Source organism: Nitrososphaerales archaeon, from assembly GCA_032906765.1.
In the GTDB taxonomy this organism is placed as follows: domain Archaea; phylum Thermoproteota; class Nitrososphaeria; order Nitrososphaerales; family Gagatemarchaeaceae; genus DASPPF01.
In genome coordinates this window covers 117,903-135,627 of sequence record JAJTZB010000003.1, presented here as the reverse complement: position 1 = coordinate 135,627, position 17,725 = coordinate 117,903, and the positions used below count along the sequence as shown (strand labels likewise).

Genomic DNA, 17,725 nt, shown 5'->3' with positions numbered 1-17,725 from the left:
GAGGGCCCGCGTCTTCAGAGTGACATGAAGCTAGAAGACATCCGAAGGGTCACAGTCCTGGGGGCTGGCGTCATGGGCCACGGCATCGCAGAGGTTGCAGCCCTTGCAGGCTACGAGGTCACACTATACGATATCAAGGACGAGTTCATCAGCTCGGCGCTTGAGAAGATAAGGTGGAGCGTCTCCAAGTTCGTCGAGAGGAAGTCGATTCCCGAGGCCAAGGCAAAGGAGGCCCTCGCCAGAATCAAGGGCACGATCGACCTGAACGAGGCAGTGAGCCACGCTGACGTCGTCATCGAGGCTGCACCAGAGGACATTTCTATCAAGCGCGACCTGTTCTCCAGGGCAGACAGGATGGCCCCGATTGGGGCTCTCTTCGCCTCTAACACGAGCACGCTGCCGATCAGCGAGGTTGCCTCGTCAACGAAGAGGGAGTCCGAATTCGTGGGTATTCACTTCTTCAACCCTCCCCCCCTCATGCCTCTGGTTGAGGTGGTCAGGGGGAACAAGACGAGCAACGAGTCGCTTTCCCTTGCAGTAGCCCTGGCCAAGAGGTTCGGCAAGGAGGTCGTCGTCTGCGCCAAGGACGTCCCCGGCTTCATAGTCAACAGGATCCTGGGGCCACTGCTGAACGAGGCAGCCTGGGTTGTCTCAAGGAAGCAGGCTACAATCGAGCAGGTCGACTCGATGGCGCTCTACAAGGTGGGGCTGCCGATGGGGCTCTTCGAGCTCGCCGACTACAGCGGTATAGACACAATCTACATGGCGGGTGAAGCAGTAAGGTCTAGGGACCCGTCTAACGTCCTTGTCGCGCCGCTCTTCAAGCAGAAGTACGAGGAGAAGAAGTTCGGCAGGAAGAGCGGTGAGGGATTCTACGTCTACGGGAAGGGGCAGTGGGAGAGGCCGAGCATCGCGAAGGACGCAGGGGCAGGGCTCGACCCGCTCACGGTGTTCGCGCCAGCTGTCAACGCTGCAGCGTGGCTTGTGAGGAACGGCGTCTGCTCGGTCGAGGATCTCGACAGGTCTGTGAAGCTGGGACTGGGCTTCCCCGACGGCATCCTGCGGATGGCCGACGGCTGGGGCGTCGACAGAGTGGTCGCGTCATTGACGGCGAAGGAGAAGGCTGACGAGGAGTTCTACAGGCCCGACACGCTACTGACGAGCATGGTCGCTGAGGGGAAGCTCGGGAGCAAGGCTGGGAAGGGGTTCTATGATTACGCTTCCAGCGAGACAAAGATGGAGGAGATCGTCGTTAGGAAAGTACCACCACTCGCTTGGGTCATGCTCAACCGACCGCACAGACTGAACACGATAACGCAGAAGCTGGTCCAGGAGCTCGTCACCGCTCTGAAGAACCTCGAGGCCGACGGCGCTGTCAGGGTGATCATTCTCCGTGGAGAGGGGGACAGGGCATTCAGCGCTGGAGCCGACCTCACTAGCTTCGACGTCTCGTCTCCAGCTAAGATATTCGACTTCGCGAGGGGCTGGTTCGAGGCCTTCTCCGTTGTCGAGAGGCTGAACAAGCCTGTCTTAGCAGCGATCAACGGGATGGCTTTCGGCGGAGGATGCGAGCTGGCACTCGCGTGCGACTTCAGGCTTGCCTCTGAAGACGCCCAGATCGGCTTGACAGAGACAAGGCTCGGACTGATCCCCGGCGCCGGGGGCACTCAAAGGCTTGCGAGGGTGGTGGGCCTGACCCGCGCGAGGGAGATGATCTACTTCGCCCAGAGGCTGCCGGCGGAGGAGGCGCTGAAGATCGGCCTAGTGAACAAGGTGTTCAAGAAGTCCGAGTTCGAAGCCGGAGTCACGGATTTCGCCACAAAGCTCGCGAAGCAACCTCCTTTGTCGCTCAAGTTCGCGAAGCACGCGCTCAACCTCTCCACCCAGGTCCCCACGGACCTCGGTCAGCTCTTCGAGGCCGGGAGTTTCGGGATCCTCCTCTCCACGCAGGACGCCTCCGAGGGTATATCGGCGATGCTGGAGAAGCGTGAACCTGACTTCAAGGGAACGTAGCGGAAGGGTTATCTTAAGCGCATAATAGTGGTAACAAGAAGGTTACCATGTCCGACTTCCCCGAGGTCCACGTCAAGCCCGAATACGCCGAGGTCAAGAAATGGGCTCGGGACTTCGCGGCTAGGGAGATTCTGCCTATCGCAGAGAAGATTGACAGGTCTGACGAGTACCCGATGCAGCTCGCCAAAAAGATGGGAGAGTACGGTCTCCTCGGTCTGAATACACCCCAGGAGTACGGCGGCCTGGGCCTCGACCTGATGGGCTCAGTGGTGGTGGGCAAGGAAATCGCGAAGGCGAGCCTCTCTGCCAGCTTCATAATGGGAGTCCAGAACGGCCTCGCCGGCAACGTCCTAACAAAGTTCGGAAGCAAGGAGCAGAAGGCGAAGTACCTGCCCAGGCTTGCCAAGGGAGAGATCATCTGCTCGTACGGCCTCACGGAGCCTGGTGCCGGCTCGGACGCCGCGGGTCTTACCACGAAGGCGACAAAGGCCGGAGATTCCTACGTCATCAACGGCTCCAAGATGTTCATCACGCAGGGCGCGGTGGCAGATGTGCTCGTCTTCTTCGCGAGGACGGGCAAACCTGAGGACGGCGCCGCAGGCATCACAGCCTTCGTGGTCGAAAAGGGGACCCCGGGTTTCAGGGTGGGGCAAAGGCTCGAGGTGATGGGGGCGAGGGGTACAGGCACGGCCGAGCTCGTCTTCGAGAACTGCAAGATTCCAGCAACGAACTTGATCGGGCACGAGGGCGACGGTTTCCTCATCGCCATGGCGATACTCGCCGAGTCGAGAATCGGAGCCGCAGCGGCTGCCGTGGGGATTGCCGAGGCCGCGATGGAGCAGGTCCTCCCGTACGTCAAGAAGAGGAACATCTTCGACAGGCCGCTCTCGAAGTACGAGGCCATCAGGTTCATGATAGCGGACATGGCGACAAGGACCAGGGCAGCGTGGCTGCTCACCTTACACGCCGCGACGCTCCGTGACAGCGGTGGGGAGTTCATGAAGGAGGCGGCGATGGCGAAATACTTCGCGAGCGAAGCGGCCGTCTGGGTTTGCGAGAGGGCGATTCAAATCCACGGAGGCTACGGGGTCAGCAAGCTGCTGCCGGTGGAGAGGTACCTCAGGGACGCCAAGATACTTGATATAGTCGAAGGGACCTCCGAGGTCCAGAGATGGATTCTCTCGAGGGAGCTCCTCGACACTCAGTGAGGCGCCCGTGAAATGAGTCGGGTCGCAATCGTCGGGATTGGGCACTCGAAGTTCGGCAAGAGGACAGATGTCAACGTGGCTGAGCTAGCGTTCGAATCGATCAAGCAGGCCGTCAGCGACGCAGGCGTCGACAAGAAGGACATCAAGAACGTGGTCGTCGGAAGCGCCGGAGGATGGTACGAGGAATCGCTTCCCGCTGTCATAGTCAACGAGTACGCGGGGCTGAACTCGGTCGGCACAATGAGGGTCGAGGCGGCGTGCGCGAGTGGGAGCGCCGCTGTCAAGGCCGCCTACAACAGCATAGTCAGCGGCGAGGGGGACGTAGCGATGGCGGTCGGCGTAGAGAAGATGACGGAGGTGGACACGCTCACGTCTGTCGAGCTGATAGGGAGAGCAGGGTCCTACATGTGGGAGTTCGAGAACTACGGAATGACATTTCCCGCTTACTACGCCCTCTACGCTGTGGCTCACATGAACAAGTTCGGGACCACCGAGGAGGACATGTCCCGTGTCGCGGTCAAGGCGCACCATTACGGCGCCATGAATCCCATGGCCCAGTTCCAGAAGGAGATCACTCTCGAGAAGGCACTGAACTCTCAGGTCGTCTCATGGCCCTTGAAGCTCTACGATGCTTGCCCGCTCACCGACGGCTCTGCCGCAGTCGTGCTGGCGAGCGAGGATGTGGCCAGGAAACTCACCGACTCCCCAGTCTGGATAAAGGGCGTGGGCTACTCGTCCGACTCCGCCAACCTGAGCAAGAGGAGCGACTACGTCGGGCTTGAAGCGACTGTCGAAGCTGCGAAGCGCGCCTACCTATCCGCGAAGATAAGGCCTGACCAGGTCGACGTGGCCACGTGCCACGATTGTTTCACGATCGCTGAGCTGATGGCATACGAGGACCTCGGGTTCTGCAAGAAAGGAGACGGAGCGAAGCTGATCAGGGAAGGCCAGACAGAGGTCGGCGGAAGAATACCAGTCAACTTGGACGGGGGCCTGAAGGCGAAGGGACACCCAATCGGAGCCACAGGAGTCTCCATGATGGTCGAAGTGACGAAGCAGCTCAGGCAGGAGGCTGGCAGCCACCAGGCCAGCATCAAGAACGGCATCGGGCTGGTCCACAACGTCGGCGGGACTGGCCACTACGCATACGTGACTGTCCTCTCGAGGAACTGAGATCATGGCGGAAGAACCGGTCCTGCACTCTCGACGGACTCTGACTCTGCGGTTCAACATACCGATAGGAAAGACACATGAGTTCTGGGACGCGCTCAAGCAGGGGAGATTCGTCACCACGAAGTGCTCGACCTGCGGGAATGTCTGCTTCCCGCCTCAGGCTGACTGCCCGAAGTGTATGGGCGACAAGCTCGAGTGGGTGGAACTCGGAAGGGACGCAACCCTGGTCACATACACCTATGTCCAAATCACTCCTGCTAGCTTCGCAGACAGCGACCCGTACATCATAGCGATAGGCGAGCTGTCTAACGGCATCAAGGTGCTGGCCTGGCTGGAGGGTGTTCAGCCTGACAAGGCTAGGCCTGGAATGAAGCTGAGGGTGGATACAAGGACTAGCAAGGAAGGAAGTCCTTACTACGTATTTGTCCCTGTCTAGTACTCTTTCTGAACGTTCTTCATCAGGTCAGCTATCAGCATGAACCTGTCCCTGTACATCAGGATTTTCGTAATCGATCCCTTGAACTTGAGCTGACCCTTCAAGACGGCCGACTGTATGTCCACCTCCCCCTTCGCTACCTTCGTCCACGCGTCGTAAGTTCCCTCGAACGAGAACTCCGCAGTCGCACCTTGCGGCGCAGTTTGGACTGAGGTCACGCCCTGGTCAACGGTGAGAAGGTGGCTCGAACCCGTGTCTGTCACGTTAAACAGCATAGATGTCTTGATCCCCTTGGTGCTCTCGGTCCACTTGGGATCGGCAGAGAGCGCCGCCACGAGTTCGTTGAAGAACTCGTCACTTTGGAACTTTGGCATCTTCTGTCGTCTCGCCTCCCACTACTCGCCTTTTGAGCTTACCTATGCTCCCGGAGACGAGTGTCGTCCTGAGCTTCTTTCCGCCTATCTCCATTCCGGAGCACGATTCCCTGACTGCATCTGCACCGTCTATCCCTGTCTTCACTATCAATGAAGCTCTGTTCCCCTTCGGCGTGATGAACGTCGTCTTCACCTGCCTCTGCTCGAAGTATCGGCCCAGGGTCTCCAGGTCTGTCTTGTCGAGTTCGCCGTCCGCCTCGATAAGGACATACCTCTTCCTGCTCCTGCGCCTCAGCCCAGAAGCCTCCCGTAGAACTGCGACACAGAACCCTTGACCAAATAGAGTCTTGGCTTGACCTTTACCCTCACCGGGTCGGAGTCTGCCATGCCGACTTCGCCCGACATCAGCTTCTGTTTATCCAGCCTGAGGTATAGGGCAGAATGCTCGTCAACGTACTTGCTCAGCTCTGACTTCAGGGACCTCTTCATCTCTGCAGGCATCCTCGAAGCGATGTTCCCGAACACGCGCGAGGCGTCTTCTCCCACGATGTGGCGCTTCACCAGTACGATTTGGTTGCCGAAGTGACCCTCCAATACCTCCGCGGCAGGCTCCGCGTCTGTCCCGAGAAGACCGGCAACTGCGGAGTCGACCCTTGCCTTGTCCTCGGTCGCGTGTATGAAGTAGGAGACTTCCACAGATTGTATCTGGCCCTTCAACTAATGACGTAGCGTCCGCAAGCGATAACTATATGCGCTTCGCGCACACCTCCCATGGCCAAGAAGCTGACCGTCGAGGACGTCCTCTCTGACGAGCTGAAGAGGGAGATGAACCTCGACACTAAGACGTACGTCGTCTTGGACGACTGGGACGCTGTGATGAACAACGTCTACCAGATGCCGATAGAGTACGCTGGCTACACATCCAAGGTGAGCGACATGAAGCTTCTGAGAGAGATGATCGACGGGCTTGCCTTGTCCGAGTTTGACAGCGTGAAGAGGAGCGAGAGCAGGAAGAAGCAACTCGAACAGTTCACGAAGACCCTCAGCATGTACTACAACCTCGTATTCACAAAAGGGCAGAAGAAGGTGGGATACGGCGCCCTCATCCACTTCCCGAAGTTGAAGAAGCAACCCGAACGGAGTGGCGGCATAGTCCTGGCAGCGAAGATTGTAGTCGAAGGCGGCAAGCATACCTCCACGTTCGAAAGAGGGAAGTTCGACGACTTCTTGGTCGAGGTAAAGCCCTACGTCAACCTGCTGGGAGACCTCTACAGGCAGTCCAGAAAGATGTAGGGGCGGCCATGAAGAATTGCGTGATTGGCGTAGAGAGCACAGCGCACACGTTCGGAGTCTCGGTCGTCTCGTCAGACGGGGAGATCCTCTCGGACGCGAAGAACGTCTACAAGGCGCGGGCAGGTAGCGGGATACACCCACTCGAGGCGTCGAAGAGCCACCTCAACGCCGCCCCCTCCGTAGTGAAGAAGGCGTTCGAGGAGTCCGGCGTCGGACCCGAGGAACCAAAGGCCGTCTGCTATTCTATGGGTCCTGGACTGGGCCCGTGCCTCAGGGTCGGCGCAGTCGTCGCCCGCACGCTCGCGTCCTCTCTCTCGAAACCACTCGTCCCAGTAAACCATGCCGTTGGCCATATCGAGTTGGGATGTATGCTGACCGGCTCTGCAGACCCTCTCGTCCTCCTTGTGTCGGGAGGGCACGCGATGGTAATAGCATTCTCCGGCGGACGGTGGCGTGTCTTGGGGGAGTCTCTCGACCTTACACTCGGACAGCTGCTCGACCAGTTCGGGAGGCATGCGGGTCTCCCCTCTCCCTGTGGCAAGGCAATAGAGGCGGAGGCATCGAAGTCGAAAGGCTATCTGCCGCTGCCGTACAGCGTGAAGGGGAACGACGTTTCCCTCTCCGGGATGCTTACTGCTGCGAAGAATCTCTACGACGAAGGCACCCCGTTCGAAGACATCTGCTTCTCTCTACAGGAGACAGCTTTCGCCATGGTCGTCGAGGTCACCGAGAGGGCGCTCGCCTTCACCGACAAGAAGGAGGTGATGATCGTCGGGGGCGTCGCGGCGAACCGAAGACTCTCCGGGATGATGACGGAGATGACAGCCAGGCACTCAGCGAGGTTCACCGCCGTCCCAATCGAGTACAGCGGCGACTGCGGTGCGCAAATTGCATGGACTGGCTACCTCGCGTTCAGGTCCGGCGCCAGGATACCCGTCGGCGAGTCCACTGTCAGGCAAGCGTGGAGGCTTGATTCTGTCGACATTCCCTGGAGAAGCTGAGGCAACACCGGGCCGCCTCATCCACAAGGGGGCGGAGGCTGACATACTGCTAGGTCGCTGGTCGGGAAGGCCTGCGGTGTACAAGGTGAGGAGGCCGCTCCCCTACAGGCTAAAGGCCCTCGACCAGCAAATCAGGCGTCACAGGACCGTTCACGAGGCCGAAATGATACACAGCGCCAAGGCTGCGGGCGTTGCCGCCCCATTCCTCTACTTCGTGAGCCAGCCGGACGCGACGCTTGTCATGGAGTTCATCGAGGGAGAGAGGCTGAAGGACGCCGCAGCCACGCGCGGAAAGGCGGACGTTGTGCGCCTCTTCGAGCAGCTCGGAGGCGAAGTGGCGAAGCTCCATGCTGCGGGTGTGATGCACGGCGACGTCACCACTGCCAACGTGATCATGAGATGCGACGAGCTCGTTTTCATCGACTTTGGGCTTTCCATCCATTCCACGCGTCTCGAGGACCGCGCGGTTGACCTGCGCCTGATCAAGGAGACAGTCACCGGGGCTCACTCTTCTGTGGCCGTTCCGGCGATGGATGCCCTACTGAAGGGGTACGGCGAAGTCGCGGGGGAACAGGGCCTGGAGGCGGTCGTCAGGCAACTGAGACAGATCGAAAGGAGGGGGCGCTACGCCAGGGTCGAGTGAGCTCTGGTTCGCGACCTCGAACGACCACAAGTTCGAGGAGGCGAGGGTTGTGTTGAAGGAGTTCGGGCTCGCCCCAGGACGACTCAGGGGTAAGGGGATGGAGGTCCAGTCTGCAGACGTCTCGACGATTGCCCGCCTGTCCGCGGCTGAGACTTTCCGGAGGTACCGCCGCCCCCTCTTCGCCGAGGACACAGGGCTCTTCATGACTTCTCTTCGCGGCTTCCCTGGCCCGTACGCCTCGTTCGTCTACGCCACCATCGGGTTGGAGGGCCTCCTCGAGCTCGCGTCCAAGACACGAGACCGGTCGGCAGAGTTCGTGAGCGCTGTGGCCTACGTGAGCAGTGGAATCGGGCCGAAGGTCTTCGTAGGACGACTCCGCGGCAGGCTCGCATCCAGACCGAGTGGCTCCCACGGGTTCGGCTTCGACCCTGTTTTCATCCCAGTGGGATACAGCAAGACGCTCGCCGAACTCTCCTTGCGGGAGAAGTGCGAGATTTCGCACAGGGCGTCGGCGTTGAGGGCGCTCGGAGAATGGTTGACGTCCGAAAGAGGCAGGCAATCTTTATCAGCCCAACGCTGAGGAGTCGGGCAGGCTGATTACTGCTTGGCCAGGATTCACTCTCACAGGCACGGGAAGTCGCACCAGACGAGACCCATGAGCAAGACATCGCCCACGTGGGTGACCTACGGCAAGGAGGAGGTGGAGACGACCATTGCGAAGCTTGCGAAGGACGGTCTGACGGCCAGCCAGATAGGACTCGCGCTTCGAGACGACTACGCGGTCCCACTTGTCAAGCCTCTGCTCGGGAAGTCCATCGGCCAGGTCCTAAGGGAGGGCAAGAACGCGCCCCAAATCCCGCAAGACCTGAGGGACCTCATCGAGAGAGCGGCTCGCGTGCAGAAGCACCTGCAGGCTAACAAGGCCGACAGGAAGAACGTCCACTCGCTCGAACTCATCGAGGCGAAGATCTACAGGCTTGTGAAGTACTACAGGGCGAAGGGGCTCCTCCCTGCCGACTTCAAGTGGACTGCCGTCGTTGCCCAGTTAGCGTAGTGGGGGGCGACTCCGGCGAGTGGCCGACCTCGAAGGTCTCCTTGCAAGGTGCGAGGTTCTCTCTCGGGAGACGGTCAAGCTTGCCGAGCAAGGGAAGAAGATACTCGTTGTCACACACGTGGACGCCGATGGGCTGGCAAGCGGATCCATCGTCTTCGCCTCTCTGATGAGGAGGGGCGCCAACGTCGCCCTGCGGTCGGTCCCGGACCTCGACCCGCGAAGGATCAAGGAGCTTGAGGCGGAGAAGTACGACTTCTACATCTTCACCGACCTCGCTTCAGCTCTCGTGAGCGAGCTCGAGCTCGCGTTCGACGGGAGGTTCCTAGTCATCGACCACCATCAGCTGGCCGAGGAGGATCTGGCCAAGCCGTCGGTCATGAACGCGTGGCAGTACGGCTACGACGGAGGTAAGGAGGCATGCTCATCGACGATGGCTTACATGTTCGCCTCCGTTATCGACCAGGAATGCAGGGACCTTTCCTACCTCGCTGTGGTCGGCGCGTTGGCTGACAGGCAGGACGGAGGGCAGGGAAGGTCATTGACAGGACTCAACAGGAAGGCAGTCGAGGAGGCGCAGGCCGCTGGCCTACTCACAGTTTCAAACGACCTGACGTTCACTGGGAGGCAGACGAGGCCGGTCCACGAAGCTGTGGCGCTCACCTCCGCACCTTACCTCCCTGGAATCTCGGGAAACAAGGACGCTGTGCTCGCCACCCTGCTCCAGGCAGGTATGAACCTCAAGGATGGCGCCCGCTGGAGGACTCTCTCCGAGTTGACGGGCGAAGAGAAGATGAAATTGACGGAGGTGATAGCTGGAGTGATAGGGGCCAGCGGCGGTGCGACAGACGCACTCGCCGGCCTGGTGGGCGAAGTCTACTCGCTGGAGTATGAGGATTCCTTCACCCCCCTCAGGGACGCGAGGGAGTTCGGGACACTACTCAACGCCTGCGGCAGAATGGGCGCAGCGGGAGTCGGGATGTCGATTTGCCTGGGCGACAGGGGGGAGGCCCTCAAGGCCGCGATGAAGACACTTTCGGAGTACAGGCTCAGCATCAGCAACGCAGTCCGGGGGCTGATGGGCGAGAGCTCCAGGGTCGAGCAGCACGGGACGCTGGTGCTGGCCAAAGCGAGCGGGCTCGTCGACGAGAAGCTGCTCGGGCCGGTTACATCGATCATAACCTCCAGCCCGGCGTTCAAGGACAAGGTCGTCGTCGCTATGACGGACTCCGGCGAAACTGAGGTCAAGGTATCCTCGCGGGTCGGAGACTCATACGTCGGCTCCGTCAACTTGGGCATCGTGATGCGTGAGGCGGCAGAAGCTGTCAACGGCGTCGGAGGTGGACACAGCATGGCCGCGGGGGCGAAGATTCCGTCCTCCGCTATCGCCGCGTTCTCGAAGCTTGTCCTGGAAAAGGTGGGCACGTGAAAGCGACCTTCCTCCTGAGAATATCTTGCACAGGCGGAGCCACCGCAGAGAAGCTTGAGTCTGTGCTAGGACCGGACAACGTGAACGTGCCCGTCGGCCAGAAGTTCAGGATGCGCAGGCGGTCGAAGAGCGTCTCGTTCGTGATAAGCTCGGAGAGCCTTCGGTCCCCCTTATCCTCCCTGGAGTCGGTCTTGGCCGACGTCGCTCTGTTCCGAGAGATATGGCTAATATCGCGGACTCTGGATGAGTGAGGCTGAGGAGGATCAGTTTGCTCGACGTCAAGTTGCTGAGGGAGACACCAGACACGATCAGGAAGGACCTGCGGCGGAGGGGGCTGCTTGACAGGCTGCCCTCAGTGGACGAGGCGATACAGTGCGACGTGGAATGGAGGAAGTTGAAGACACAGGTCGAGGAGTTGAGGCACAAACAGAACGAGCTGACCGTGGAAGTGGCTACGCTAAAGCGGAGCGGCAAGTCGGCAGATGCAAAACTGAGAGAGGCAAAGGAGATCCCCGTCAGGACGAAGCAGCTGGACGCAGAGGCAGAGACGAGGCTCGCTAGGCTGAACGAAATTCTCATGTCTTTGCCGAACATCCTCCACGAGAGCGTGCCGACAGGCAAGGACGACAGCGAGAACGTCACAGTCCGAACCTGGGGGGTCCCGGTGAAGTTCGACTTCAAGCCGAAGGACCACATCGACATACTCACAGACCTCGGGTTCGTCGACGTGGAGCGCGCCAGCAAGATATCCGGGGCCAGGTTCTTCTTCCTGAAAGGGGACGCTGTGAAACTCGAGCACTCGATAATGCGTTACGCGCTCGACTTCCTGTCCAAGAAGGGCTACGTCCCACTCGAGCCGCCCTTCATGATGAGGAGGGAGCCATACTCGGGGGTCACAGACCTGGGAGACTTCGGTCCTGTAATCTACAAGGTGGAGGGCGAAGACCTGTACATGATCGCGACCTCGGAACACCCGCTTGTTGCAATGCACATGGACGAGATCCTCGACGCAAGCAGCCTGCCCATAAAGTACTGCGGGTTCTCTCCCTGCTTCAGGGTGGAGGCAGGTGCCCACGGCAGGGACACGAAGGGAATCTTCAGGACCCACCAATTCTACAAAGTGGAGCAGATTGCCTTCAGCGAGCCGGACCGGAGCTGGGGCCTTCACGAGGAGCTGATACGAAACTCCGAGGAGATCTTCCAGAGCCTCGGGCTTCACTACAGGATAGTCAACGTGTGCACAGGCGACATGGGCTCTGTGGCTGCGAAGAAGTACGACCTGGAGGCATGGATGCCAGTCCAACAGAAGTTCAGGGAGATGGTTTCCTGCAGCAACTGCACCGACTATCAGGCCAGGCGACTCAAGATCAGGTGCAGGGCCAAGACGAGCGAGCAGACGAGGCTCGTCCACACACTCAACTCAACTGCCGTGACGACCAGGGCCCTCGTTGCGATCGTCGAGAACTTCCAGAGAAAGGATGGGTCTGTGTCGATCCCGAGGCCTCTGGTGGCCTACATGAACGGAATAGAACGGCTCGGACATCAATGAGGTTATAAGCCCGTTCGAGTTGGGGCGCGTTCGATTGCCAAAGAAAGTAGCGAAGGTGAGGGACAAGTGGAAGCTGAAGTCCTGGGTGACTGTGCTAGCCTCGCCTTCTTTCGGCAGCGCGCCGATTGCCAGGGTTCCGCTCACGGACCTCGAGAAGCCCGGCGGCAGAGTCATTGAGACTACACTCTACGACATCCTCAAGCAGGACCCGCAGCATTACGCATTCAGACTCTTCTTCCAGATTGACAAGGTCGACGGCGAGATTGCCCACACAATCTTCAAGGGCCACGAATACTCCAGGGAGTTCCTGCGGAGCCTGATTAGGCGCGGCTCGTCCATGTCCGACCTGATAAAGGACTACAACACGAAGGACGGATTCACGGCGAGGGTCTACTGCACGGCGCTCTCCCAGGGGAAAATGAACAGCTCGAAGAAGCACGACCTGAGGCTGATTATGGACAAGGTGATCAAGGAAAGGGCGGCCAGCCTCACATACGAGCAGTTCGCGCAGGAGCTCGTCCTCCAGAAGGTGGCCTCAGACGTCTACAACGAGGCGAAGAAGGTGACTCACCTCAGGCATGTGGGAGTCAGGAAGAGCAAACTCATCTCAAGGGGAGAGCAGAGGAAAGTGGAACCGCTAGCCCCTCTTGCTGCTTGAGACTATCTTGACGATGTCCCTGTTGGCAAGCCTGTGGTCCGCGGCCAGCCTCTTCCTAGTCCTGGCGTCTACCGCATAGAGGAACCCCTCTGCAAGCTCTGTGTGGACGGTCCTCGCGAGGTCAAGGGATGTCGAGCCTCCCCTCATCACGAATGCGTCTGGCAGCACGTTGCCGTCCTTGTCACTGAGCCTCGTTTCATCCTCGACAGGGAAGACGACAACGGCGTTGAGGAGAGAGAAGTACGCCTGGTTGATCGCTTCCTGGACTCCGGTCCCGCTGTAGGCCTTGAACACCATGTCCTCCACCATCTTGATCGCTCCCGCCTGGGCGGCTGTGAGCTTCTCTGGCGAGGTGACGCTGAACGAAGGGTTCCCCGGGGTGTACCTGACGAGTCCGTGATCCGTTGCCTTCCGAAGTAGCAGTTCGGCCTCCGAGGCGCAGGGCACAACCAACCTTCCGGTCGCCTTGAGCCTACCAATGTTCTCCTTCGCTGCGGGCAGGTCAGCCTTGTTGGCCGCTATCAGGCTAGGCTTTGTCAGTCTCCTGAGCTCGGTGACGAGCTGCATCAGCTGTTCGTCCGTCCAACTAGTCGGCTTCTCCGCCCTCAGATGGGCGTGAAGCATTACTTGCTCCACGTCCCCGATTGTGATTGAGAGGCCGCTAAGCCTGTTGGCAAGATGGTCGACTATCTTTCCGGCGGACTGCTCAGTTAGCTTGGCTGCCTTCTCCCAGTCCTTCTTCAGGAGGCCGAAGACCCACAGGTCGAACTCCTTCTCCACCATGGATATGTCTCCGGTCGGGTCGTGGGAGCCCGCAGGCACCTTCCTCCCTTCGGCGTCTGTAGACCCGGAGGCGTCCACGACGTGAATCAGGGCGTCTGCCTGACGGATGTCGTCGAGGAACTGATTGCCCAAGCCCCTCCCATGCGAAGCGCCCTCGACGAGCCCTGCCACATCGACCAGCCTGACAGGGATCAGTCTCGTGCCGTCTACGCAGACCGAGTTCCTCGGCTTGTCAACTACGCCCATCTCCCTACAGACGCATTTTGTCCTGAGATACGCAACGCCGACGTTCGGCTTTATCGTCGTGAATGGGTAGTCAGCAATTGGGACATCCTTCAGTGTGGCAGCCGAGAAGAATGTCGATTTCCCGACGTTCGGCTTTCCGATTACCCCGACAAGCACGCCCGTCTGCGCTATGCGGGATGTTATAACCCTCTAACGGCTTGTCTTTGATGGTTTGCCAAGGGTCGGGGTCATAGGCGCCGGGATTGCTGGAGTTGCAGCTGCGCTTGAAGCTGCGCGGATGGGGGCGCGCGTAACTCTGTTCGAAGCGTCGCGACAGATTCCAAGCAGGAGGAGCAGCTGGCCGTCGATTCTGTCGAGTGGCGGCCCGCCAGGCAGGGAACAGGTCGAAGTCCTTACTGGGAATGGTGTCGAGGTCAGCCTGGGTCAGTCCGTCGCAGGAGTGGACTCAGGCCCCCGGCTAAAGGTCCGAGGTTCTGCGTCACAGTTCGATGCAGTTGTTCTTGCCACCGGCAGCAGGGCGGCGCCTGAACCGCTACCGGGAGGCACGAAGACCGGAGTCCACGTTTTGGACTCGGAGGAAGGGTTCATCCGCCTGAAGGAATCCGCCAGAGGATACCAGGTTGTCGCCGTCTATGGGTCCGGCGTGGCTGCAGCTGAAGTTGCGGAAAGGCTCCACGCCCTCGGCATCCTTGTCTTTCTCCTCTCCCCTTCCGGGTTGTTCTCGTCTCAGCTCAGCGAGGGCCCGAGGAGTCTCCTCCTCGCTGCGGCGGACTCTCTCGGCATTAGGGTGTTCGACTCGAAGCCGCAGAAGGTTGTGGGCGTCGACAGGGTCGAGGCAGTCGTGGCTTCGGGGGATGTGCACCCCTGCGACGGCTTTATCGTCTTGCCGCGAGTCGAGCCCGCACCGCCCGCTACCCTGGCCAAGGTGGGGCGTTACGGAGGGGTCGTAGTGGCCGACTCGATGAACTCGAGTCAGCCCGGCGTCTTCGCAGCAGGGGACTGTGCGGAGGTCGTAACTGGGTCCACAACCATGACCATGATGTCAGACTCGTCTGCCTTGGCCATGGGCCGAGTCGCCGGAGCCAACGTTGCAGGAGCCCACAAGACCGCCAAGGTCACCGGTTCCTACACAAAGAAGGTCTTCGGGCTCTGGGTCGCATCATCGGGCCTTACCATTGCGGAAGCTTCGGTGGCCGGGCTGGCTGCCTTTGAGGCCTCATGGATGCGGGAGGGCAGGGTAGCATGCTCCCTGGTGGTGGAGAGAGGAACAACTGCAGTGCTGGGCGCGCAGTTGGTGGGCAGAGACGCAGACCTCTTTGCCGACTCACTGTCCTTGGCAGTCTCCGCCGGGTTGAACCTTGAGCAACTCGCCTACGCGGAGACGTCGAGCCCAAGCGATATATCGCCCATCGTCGAGACCGCGAGAGAGGCGCTCAGGAAGGAGATGGGGAATCAGTGATCAGGGTCCTCGTTTGCGACCACGTAGAGATCGAACAACTCTCGCTTGGTCCCAGCTTCAGGGTAGACTACAGGCCCGACATCGCCAAGGACGAGCTCCTCAAAATCGTCGGGGGGTACGAGGCTCTCGTTGTCAGAAGCAGGACGAAGGTGGACAGGGATATCCTCGACAGGGCCGCGGCTCTCAAGCTCGTGGCAAGGCCGGGCACTGGCTTGGACAACGTCGACGTTGACTACGCAAAGAGCAAAGGGGTCGAGGTGGTCAACAGCCCGGAATCTCTTGTCGAGGCTGTCGCAGAGCACGTTGTTCTCCTCATGTTGGCTCTAAGCAGGAAGCTGGTCCAGGCGGACCAGACAACGAAGGCAGGGAGGTGGGAGAAGAACTCCCTGATTGGTGTCGAGCTGAAGGGAAAGACGCTGGGCATCGTGGGCCTGGGCAGGATAGGGAAGAGGATAGGGGCGATCGCGAGAGTGCTCGGAATGTCGATCCTGATCTACGACGTGATTCCGATTTCGCCCGAAGTTATCAACGAGCTGCGCTGCCGGGTCGTGGACCTCGCCGAGCTCTTCGCGTCATCAGACTACGTCACGCTTCACGTCCCCCTCACGGAGCAGACGAAACGCATGGTCGACTCGGCCCGGCTATCTTCCATGAAGAGAAGCGCTTTCCTAATCAATACGTCGAGGGGAGGAGTCGTGGACGAACACTCCCTCTCAGTGGCGCTCAGGAACAGCGTTATAGCCGGTGCGGCGCTTGACGTCTTCGAGAAGGAACCGCCGAGCGGGGAATTGCTGTCGACCCCCAACCTCATAATCACCCCCCACATCGGCGGCCAGACAGCCGAGGCCCAGGTCAGCGCAATAGCAGTCGTCGGCGAAAAGATCAGGGCCTTCTTCTCAGCTTCCTAATCTCAGAACGTTTATTTGCCGACCGAGAACGGGCCGACCGATGGCCATGTACAGGCAAATCTCTCGTTCCTGGCAGGGTATCTTCCACGAGAAGGCGGGGAACATCCGGGCGAGAGCAGTAGAGTTGCGCAAGGAGCCTGCCATGAAGAGGATTGAGCGTCCCTCCAGGCTCGACCGGGCGAGGTCTTTGGGCTACAAAGCAAAGGAGGGAGTCATCGTGGTGAGGGCGAGGGTCTCAAGGGGAGGGATGAGGCATCAGAGGCCTACGTCAGGGAGGAGGCCGAAGCACATGGGCGTCCTCAAAATAAAGTCCGCAGTCTCTTCGCAGACCGTTGCCGAGAGGAGGGTCTCGGAGCGTTATCCCAACATGAAGGTCCTCGGGTCCTACCTGATCTGGAAGGACGGAAGGTTTGCATGGTACGAATGCGTGCTCGTCGACCCACTGCATCCTTCAGTCAAGAGCGACTTCAACTACCGAAGGGTACTGGGCCTGACTGTCTAGGGCTACTTCTTCATCTCGCTGCTGTGGCCAGGGAATATCTTGGAGTTCGGGTCCACGAAGGACTTCGCAACGTTCACTGCGATTGCCGCCTGGGCGTAACCCGTGGCGATGAGGTTGAGCTTCACTGCCTCCGCCGGACCTGCGATATCGCCCGCGACGTATATTCCGGGCACCTTCGTCTCCATCCTGCCGTTGCAGACCAACTCCCTGCCGTTTATCTCGAGCCCCCAGTCCTTGATCGGTCCGAGGTCCGCCCTGAACCCTATGTTCACCAAGATGGCGTCGACGTCCAGCGTCGTCTCGGCGTTGCTCCTGTTGTCGAAGATCACAGCCTGCTTTACGGTCTTCCCGTCCCCGACCACCTTCCTGACTTCGTAAAACAGCTTCACATCCACGTTCGAGTGCATCAGCTCAGTGACGCTCTGTTCGTGCGCCCTGAAGACGTCTCTCCTGTGCACCAGTGTGATCTTCTCAGCGACGTCCCTCATGCTCAGCGCCCAGTCCACGGCCGAGTCACCTCCGCCTACAATCATCAGCTTCTTCCCCTTGAAGGCCACCTTCTCCTTCACGAAGTAGTAGATTCCCCTCCCCTCATACTCTGGCACTCCGGCCGCCTCCAGCTTGTTCGGTGCGAACGCCCCGACACCTGCGGCTATGAGAATCGTCTTGGTATAGTGTTTCGTCCCTTTGTCAGTCGTAATCTCGAAGATGCCGTCTTCCTTCCGGAAGGAAATAATCCTCTCACCCAGAACGACAGTCGGGTTGGCCTGGTACGCCTGTTCGACAAGATTCTTCACCAGGTCTTTCGCAAGTATCTTCGCATAGCCGGGCGCGTCGAAGATGTACTTCTCCGGATACAGAACGGCCACCTGCCCGCCGGGCTGCTCCAGTGCGTCCATCAACTTGGTCTTCATCACCCTCAGGCCAGCGTAGAAAGCTGCGAAAAGCCCAGTCGGCCCAGCGCCGATTATTGTGATGTCGTAGACGTCCTGAGACATC

21 protein-coding genes are annotated in these 17,725 nt (G+C 59.7%); 16 read left to right on the top strand and 5 right to left on the bottom strand.

Annotation, left to right across the window (positions count from 1 at the left end; genetic code table 11):
* Positions 1 to 24: 24 nt before the first annotated feature.
* Genes LYZ69_04475 through LYZ69_04460 form a run of 4 tightly spaced genes read left to right on the top strand, consistent with a single transcriptional unit; the run spans position 25 to position 4,830 of the window.
* Entirely contained in the window at positions 25 to 2,013 is a 1,989-nt protein-coding gene (locus LYZ69_04475) for an enoyl-CoA hydratase-related protein (GenBank protein ID MDV3277706.1), read from the top strand.
* Between the two features lie 47 nt (positions 2,014 to 2,060).
* Entirely contained in the window at positions 2,061 to 3,221 is a 1,161-nt protein-coding gene (locus tag LYZ69_04470; protein ID MDV3277705.1) for an acyl-CoA dehydrogenase family protein, read from the top strand.
* A gap of 12 nt (positions 3,222 to 3,233) precedes the next feature.
* Complete coding sequence (locus tag LYZ69_04465; GenBank protein MDV3277704.1) at positions 3,234 to 4,394, top strand: thiolase domain-containing protein; 1,161 nt, start codon at positions 3,234 to 3,236, stop codon at positions 4,392 to 4,394.
* Positions 4,395 to 4,398: 4 nt separating this feature from the next.
* Positions 4,399 to 4,830, top strand: a complete 432-nt coding sequence (locus tag LYZ69_04460) for a Zn-ribbon domain-containing OB-fold protein (GenBank protein MDV3277703.1) — start codon at positions 4,399 to 4,401, stop codon at positions 4,828 to 4,830.
* On the opposite strand, the gene LYZ69_04455 is transcribed toward LYZ69_04460, so the two are convergent.
* From LYZ69_04455 to LYZ69_04445, 3 genes are all read right to left on the bottom strand, one after another.
* On the bottom strand, positions 4,827 to 5,204 hold the full coding sequence (locus tag LYZ69_04455) for an SCP2 sterol-binding domain-containing protein (protein MDV3277702.1): 378 nt from the start codon (positions 5,202 to 5,204) through the stop codon (positions 4,827 to 4,829). The genes LYZ69_04460 and LYZ69_04455 overlap by 4 nt on opposite strands.
* The gene (locus LYZ69_04450) at positions 5,185 to 5,397 is read right to left on the bottom strand and encodes a hypothetical protein (protein ID MDV3277701.1); all 213 of its coding nucleotides are present in this window, start codon (positions 5,395 to 5,397) and stop codon (positions 5,185 to 5,187) included. The genes LYZ69_04455 and LYZ69_04450 overlap by 20 nt, the downstream gene beginning before the upstream one ends.
* Before the next feature lie 98 nt (positions 5,398 to 5,495).
* Complete coding sequence (locus LYZ69_04445; GenBank protein ID MDV3277700.1) at positions 5,496 to 5,921, bottom strand: hypothetical protein; 426 nt, start codon at positions 5,919 to 5,921, stop codon at positions 5,496 to 5,498.
* Between the two features lie 54 nt (positions 5,922 to 5,975).
* On the opposite strand from LYZ69_04445, the gene LYZ69_04440 reads away from it, so the two are divergent.
* Genes LYZ69_04440 through LYZ69_04400 form a run of 9 tightly spaced genes read left to right on the top strand, consistent with a single transcriptional unit; the run spans position 5,976 to position 12,828 of the window.
* Positions 5,976 to 6,497 (top strand): hypothetical protein, encoded by a 522-nt coding sequence (locus LYZ69_04440; GenBank protein ID MDV3277699.1) that lies wholly within the window; start codon positions 5,976 to 5,978, stop codon positions 6,495 to 6,497.
* Positions 6,498 to 6,505: 8 nt separating this feature from the next.
* A complete protein-coding gene (gene kae1 / locus LYZ69_04435) occupies positions 6,506 to 7,498 on the top strand; it encodes a N(6)-L-threonylcarbamoyladenine synthase Kae1 (GenBank protein MDV3277698.1) in 993 nt (330 codons plus the stop codon).
* On the top strand, positions 7,467 to 8,141 hold the full coding sequence (locus tag LYZ69_04430) for a Kae1-associated serine/threonine protein kinase (GenBank protein ID MDV3277697.1): 675 nt from the start codon (positions 7,467 to 7,469) through the stop codon (positions 8,139 to 8,141). Before kae1 ends, LYZ69_04430 begins: the two co-directional genes overlap by 32 nt.
* A gap of 52 nt (positions 8,142 to 8,193) precedes the next feature.
* A complete protein-coding gene (locus tag LYZ69_04425; protein MDV3277696.1) occupies positions 8,194 to 8,721 on the top strand; it encodes a hypothetical protein in 528 nt (175 codons plus the stop codon).
* A 24-nt stretch (positions 8,722 to 8,745) separates the two neighbouring features.
* Positions 8,746 to 9,195: a 30S ribosomal protein S15 gene (locus tag LYZ69_04420; protein ID MDV3277695.1), complete on the top strand. Its 450-nt coding sequence runs from the start codon at positions 8,746 to 8,748 to the stop codon at positions 9,193 to 9,195.
* A gap of 19 nt (positions 9,196 to 9,214) precedes the next feature.
* Entirely contained in the window at positions 9,215 to 10,621 is a 1,407-nt protein-coding gene (locus LYZ69_04415) for a DHH family phosphoesterase (protein MDV3277694.1), read from the top strand.
* A complete protein-coding gene (locus tag LYZ69_04410) occupies positions 10,618 to 10,872 on the top strand; it encodes a hypothetical protein (GenBank protein MDV3277693.1) in 255 nt (84 codons plus the stop codon). Before LYZ69_04415 ends, LYZ69_04410 begins: the two co-directional genes overlap by 4 nt.
* 17 nt (positions 10,873 to 10,889) lie before the next feature.
* A complete protein-coding gene (gene serS / locus LYZ69_04405; protein MDV3277692.1) occupies positions 10,890 to 12,170 on the top strand; it encodes a serine--tRNA ligase in 1,281 nt (426 codons plus the stop codon).
* Between the two features lie 34 nt (positions 12,171 to 12,204).
* Positions 12,205 to 12,828, top strand: a complete 624-nt coding sequence (locus tag LYZ69_04400; protein MDV3277691.1) for a 30S ribosomal protein S3ae — start codon at positions 12,205 to 12,207, stop codon at positions 12,826 to 12,828.
* On the opposite strand, the gene LYZ69_04395 is transcribed toward LYZ69_04400, so the two are convergent.
* Positions 12,808 to 14,013 carry a redox-regulated ATPase YchF gene (locus tag LYZ69_04395; GenBank protein ID MDV3277690.1) on the bottom strand — a complete coding sequence of 402 codons (1,206 nt, stop codon included), beginning with the start codon at positions 14,011 to 14,013 and terminating at the stop codon, positions 12,808 to 12,810. The genes LYZ69_04400 and LYZ69_04395 overlap by 21 nt on opposite strands.
* A gap of 55 nt (positions 14,014 to 14,068) precedes the next feature.
* Here LYZ69_04395 and LYZ69_04390 point away from each other — a divergent pair, with 55 nt between their 5' ends.
* The 3 genes from LYZ69_04390 to LYZ69_04380 are packed head-to-tail and all read left to right on the top strand — an operon-like array spanning position 14,069 to position 16,726.
* Positions 14,069 to 15,316 carry an FAD-dependent oxidoreductase gene (locus LYZ69_04390; GenBank protein ID MDV3277689.1) on the top strand — a complete coding sequence of 416 codons (1,248 nt, stop codon included), beginning with the start codon at positions 14,069 to 14,071 and terminating at the stop codon, positions 15,314 to 15,316.
* Entirely contained in the window at positions 15,313 to 16,224 is a 912-nt protein-coding gene (locus LYZ69_04385; GenBank protein ID MDV3277688.1) for a hydroxyacid dehydrogenase, read from the top strand. Before LYZ69_04390 ends, LYZ69_04385 begins: the two co-directional genes overlap by 4 nt.
* A 40-nt stretch (positions 16,225 to 16,264) precedes the next feature.
* Entirely contained in the window at positions 16,265 to 16,726 is a 462-nt protein-coding gene (locus LYZ69_04380; protein MDV3277687.1) for a 50S ribosomal protein L15e, read from the top strand.
* Positions 16,727 to 16,728: 2 nt separating this feature from the next.
* On the opposite strand, the gene LYZ69_04375 is transcribed toward LYZ69_04380, so the two are convergent.
* Entirely contained in the window at positions 16,729 to 17,724 is a 996-nt protein-coding gene (locus LYZ69_04375; GenBank protein MDV3277686.1) for an NAD(P)/FAD-dependent oxidoreductase, read from the bottom strand.
* Between the last annotated feature and the right edge of the window lies 1 nt (position 17,725).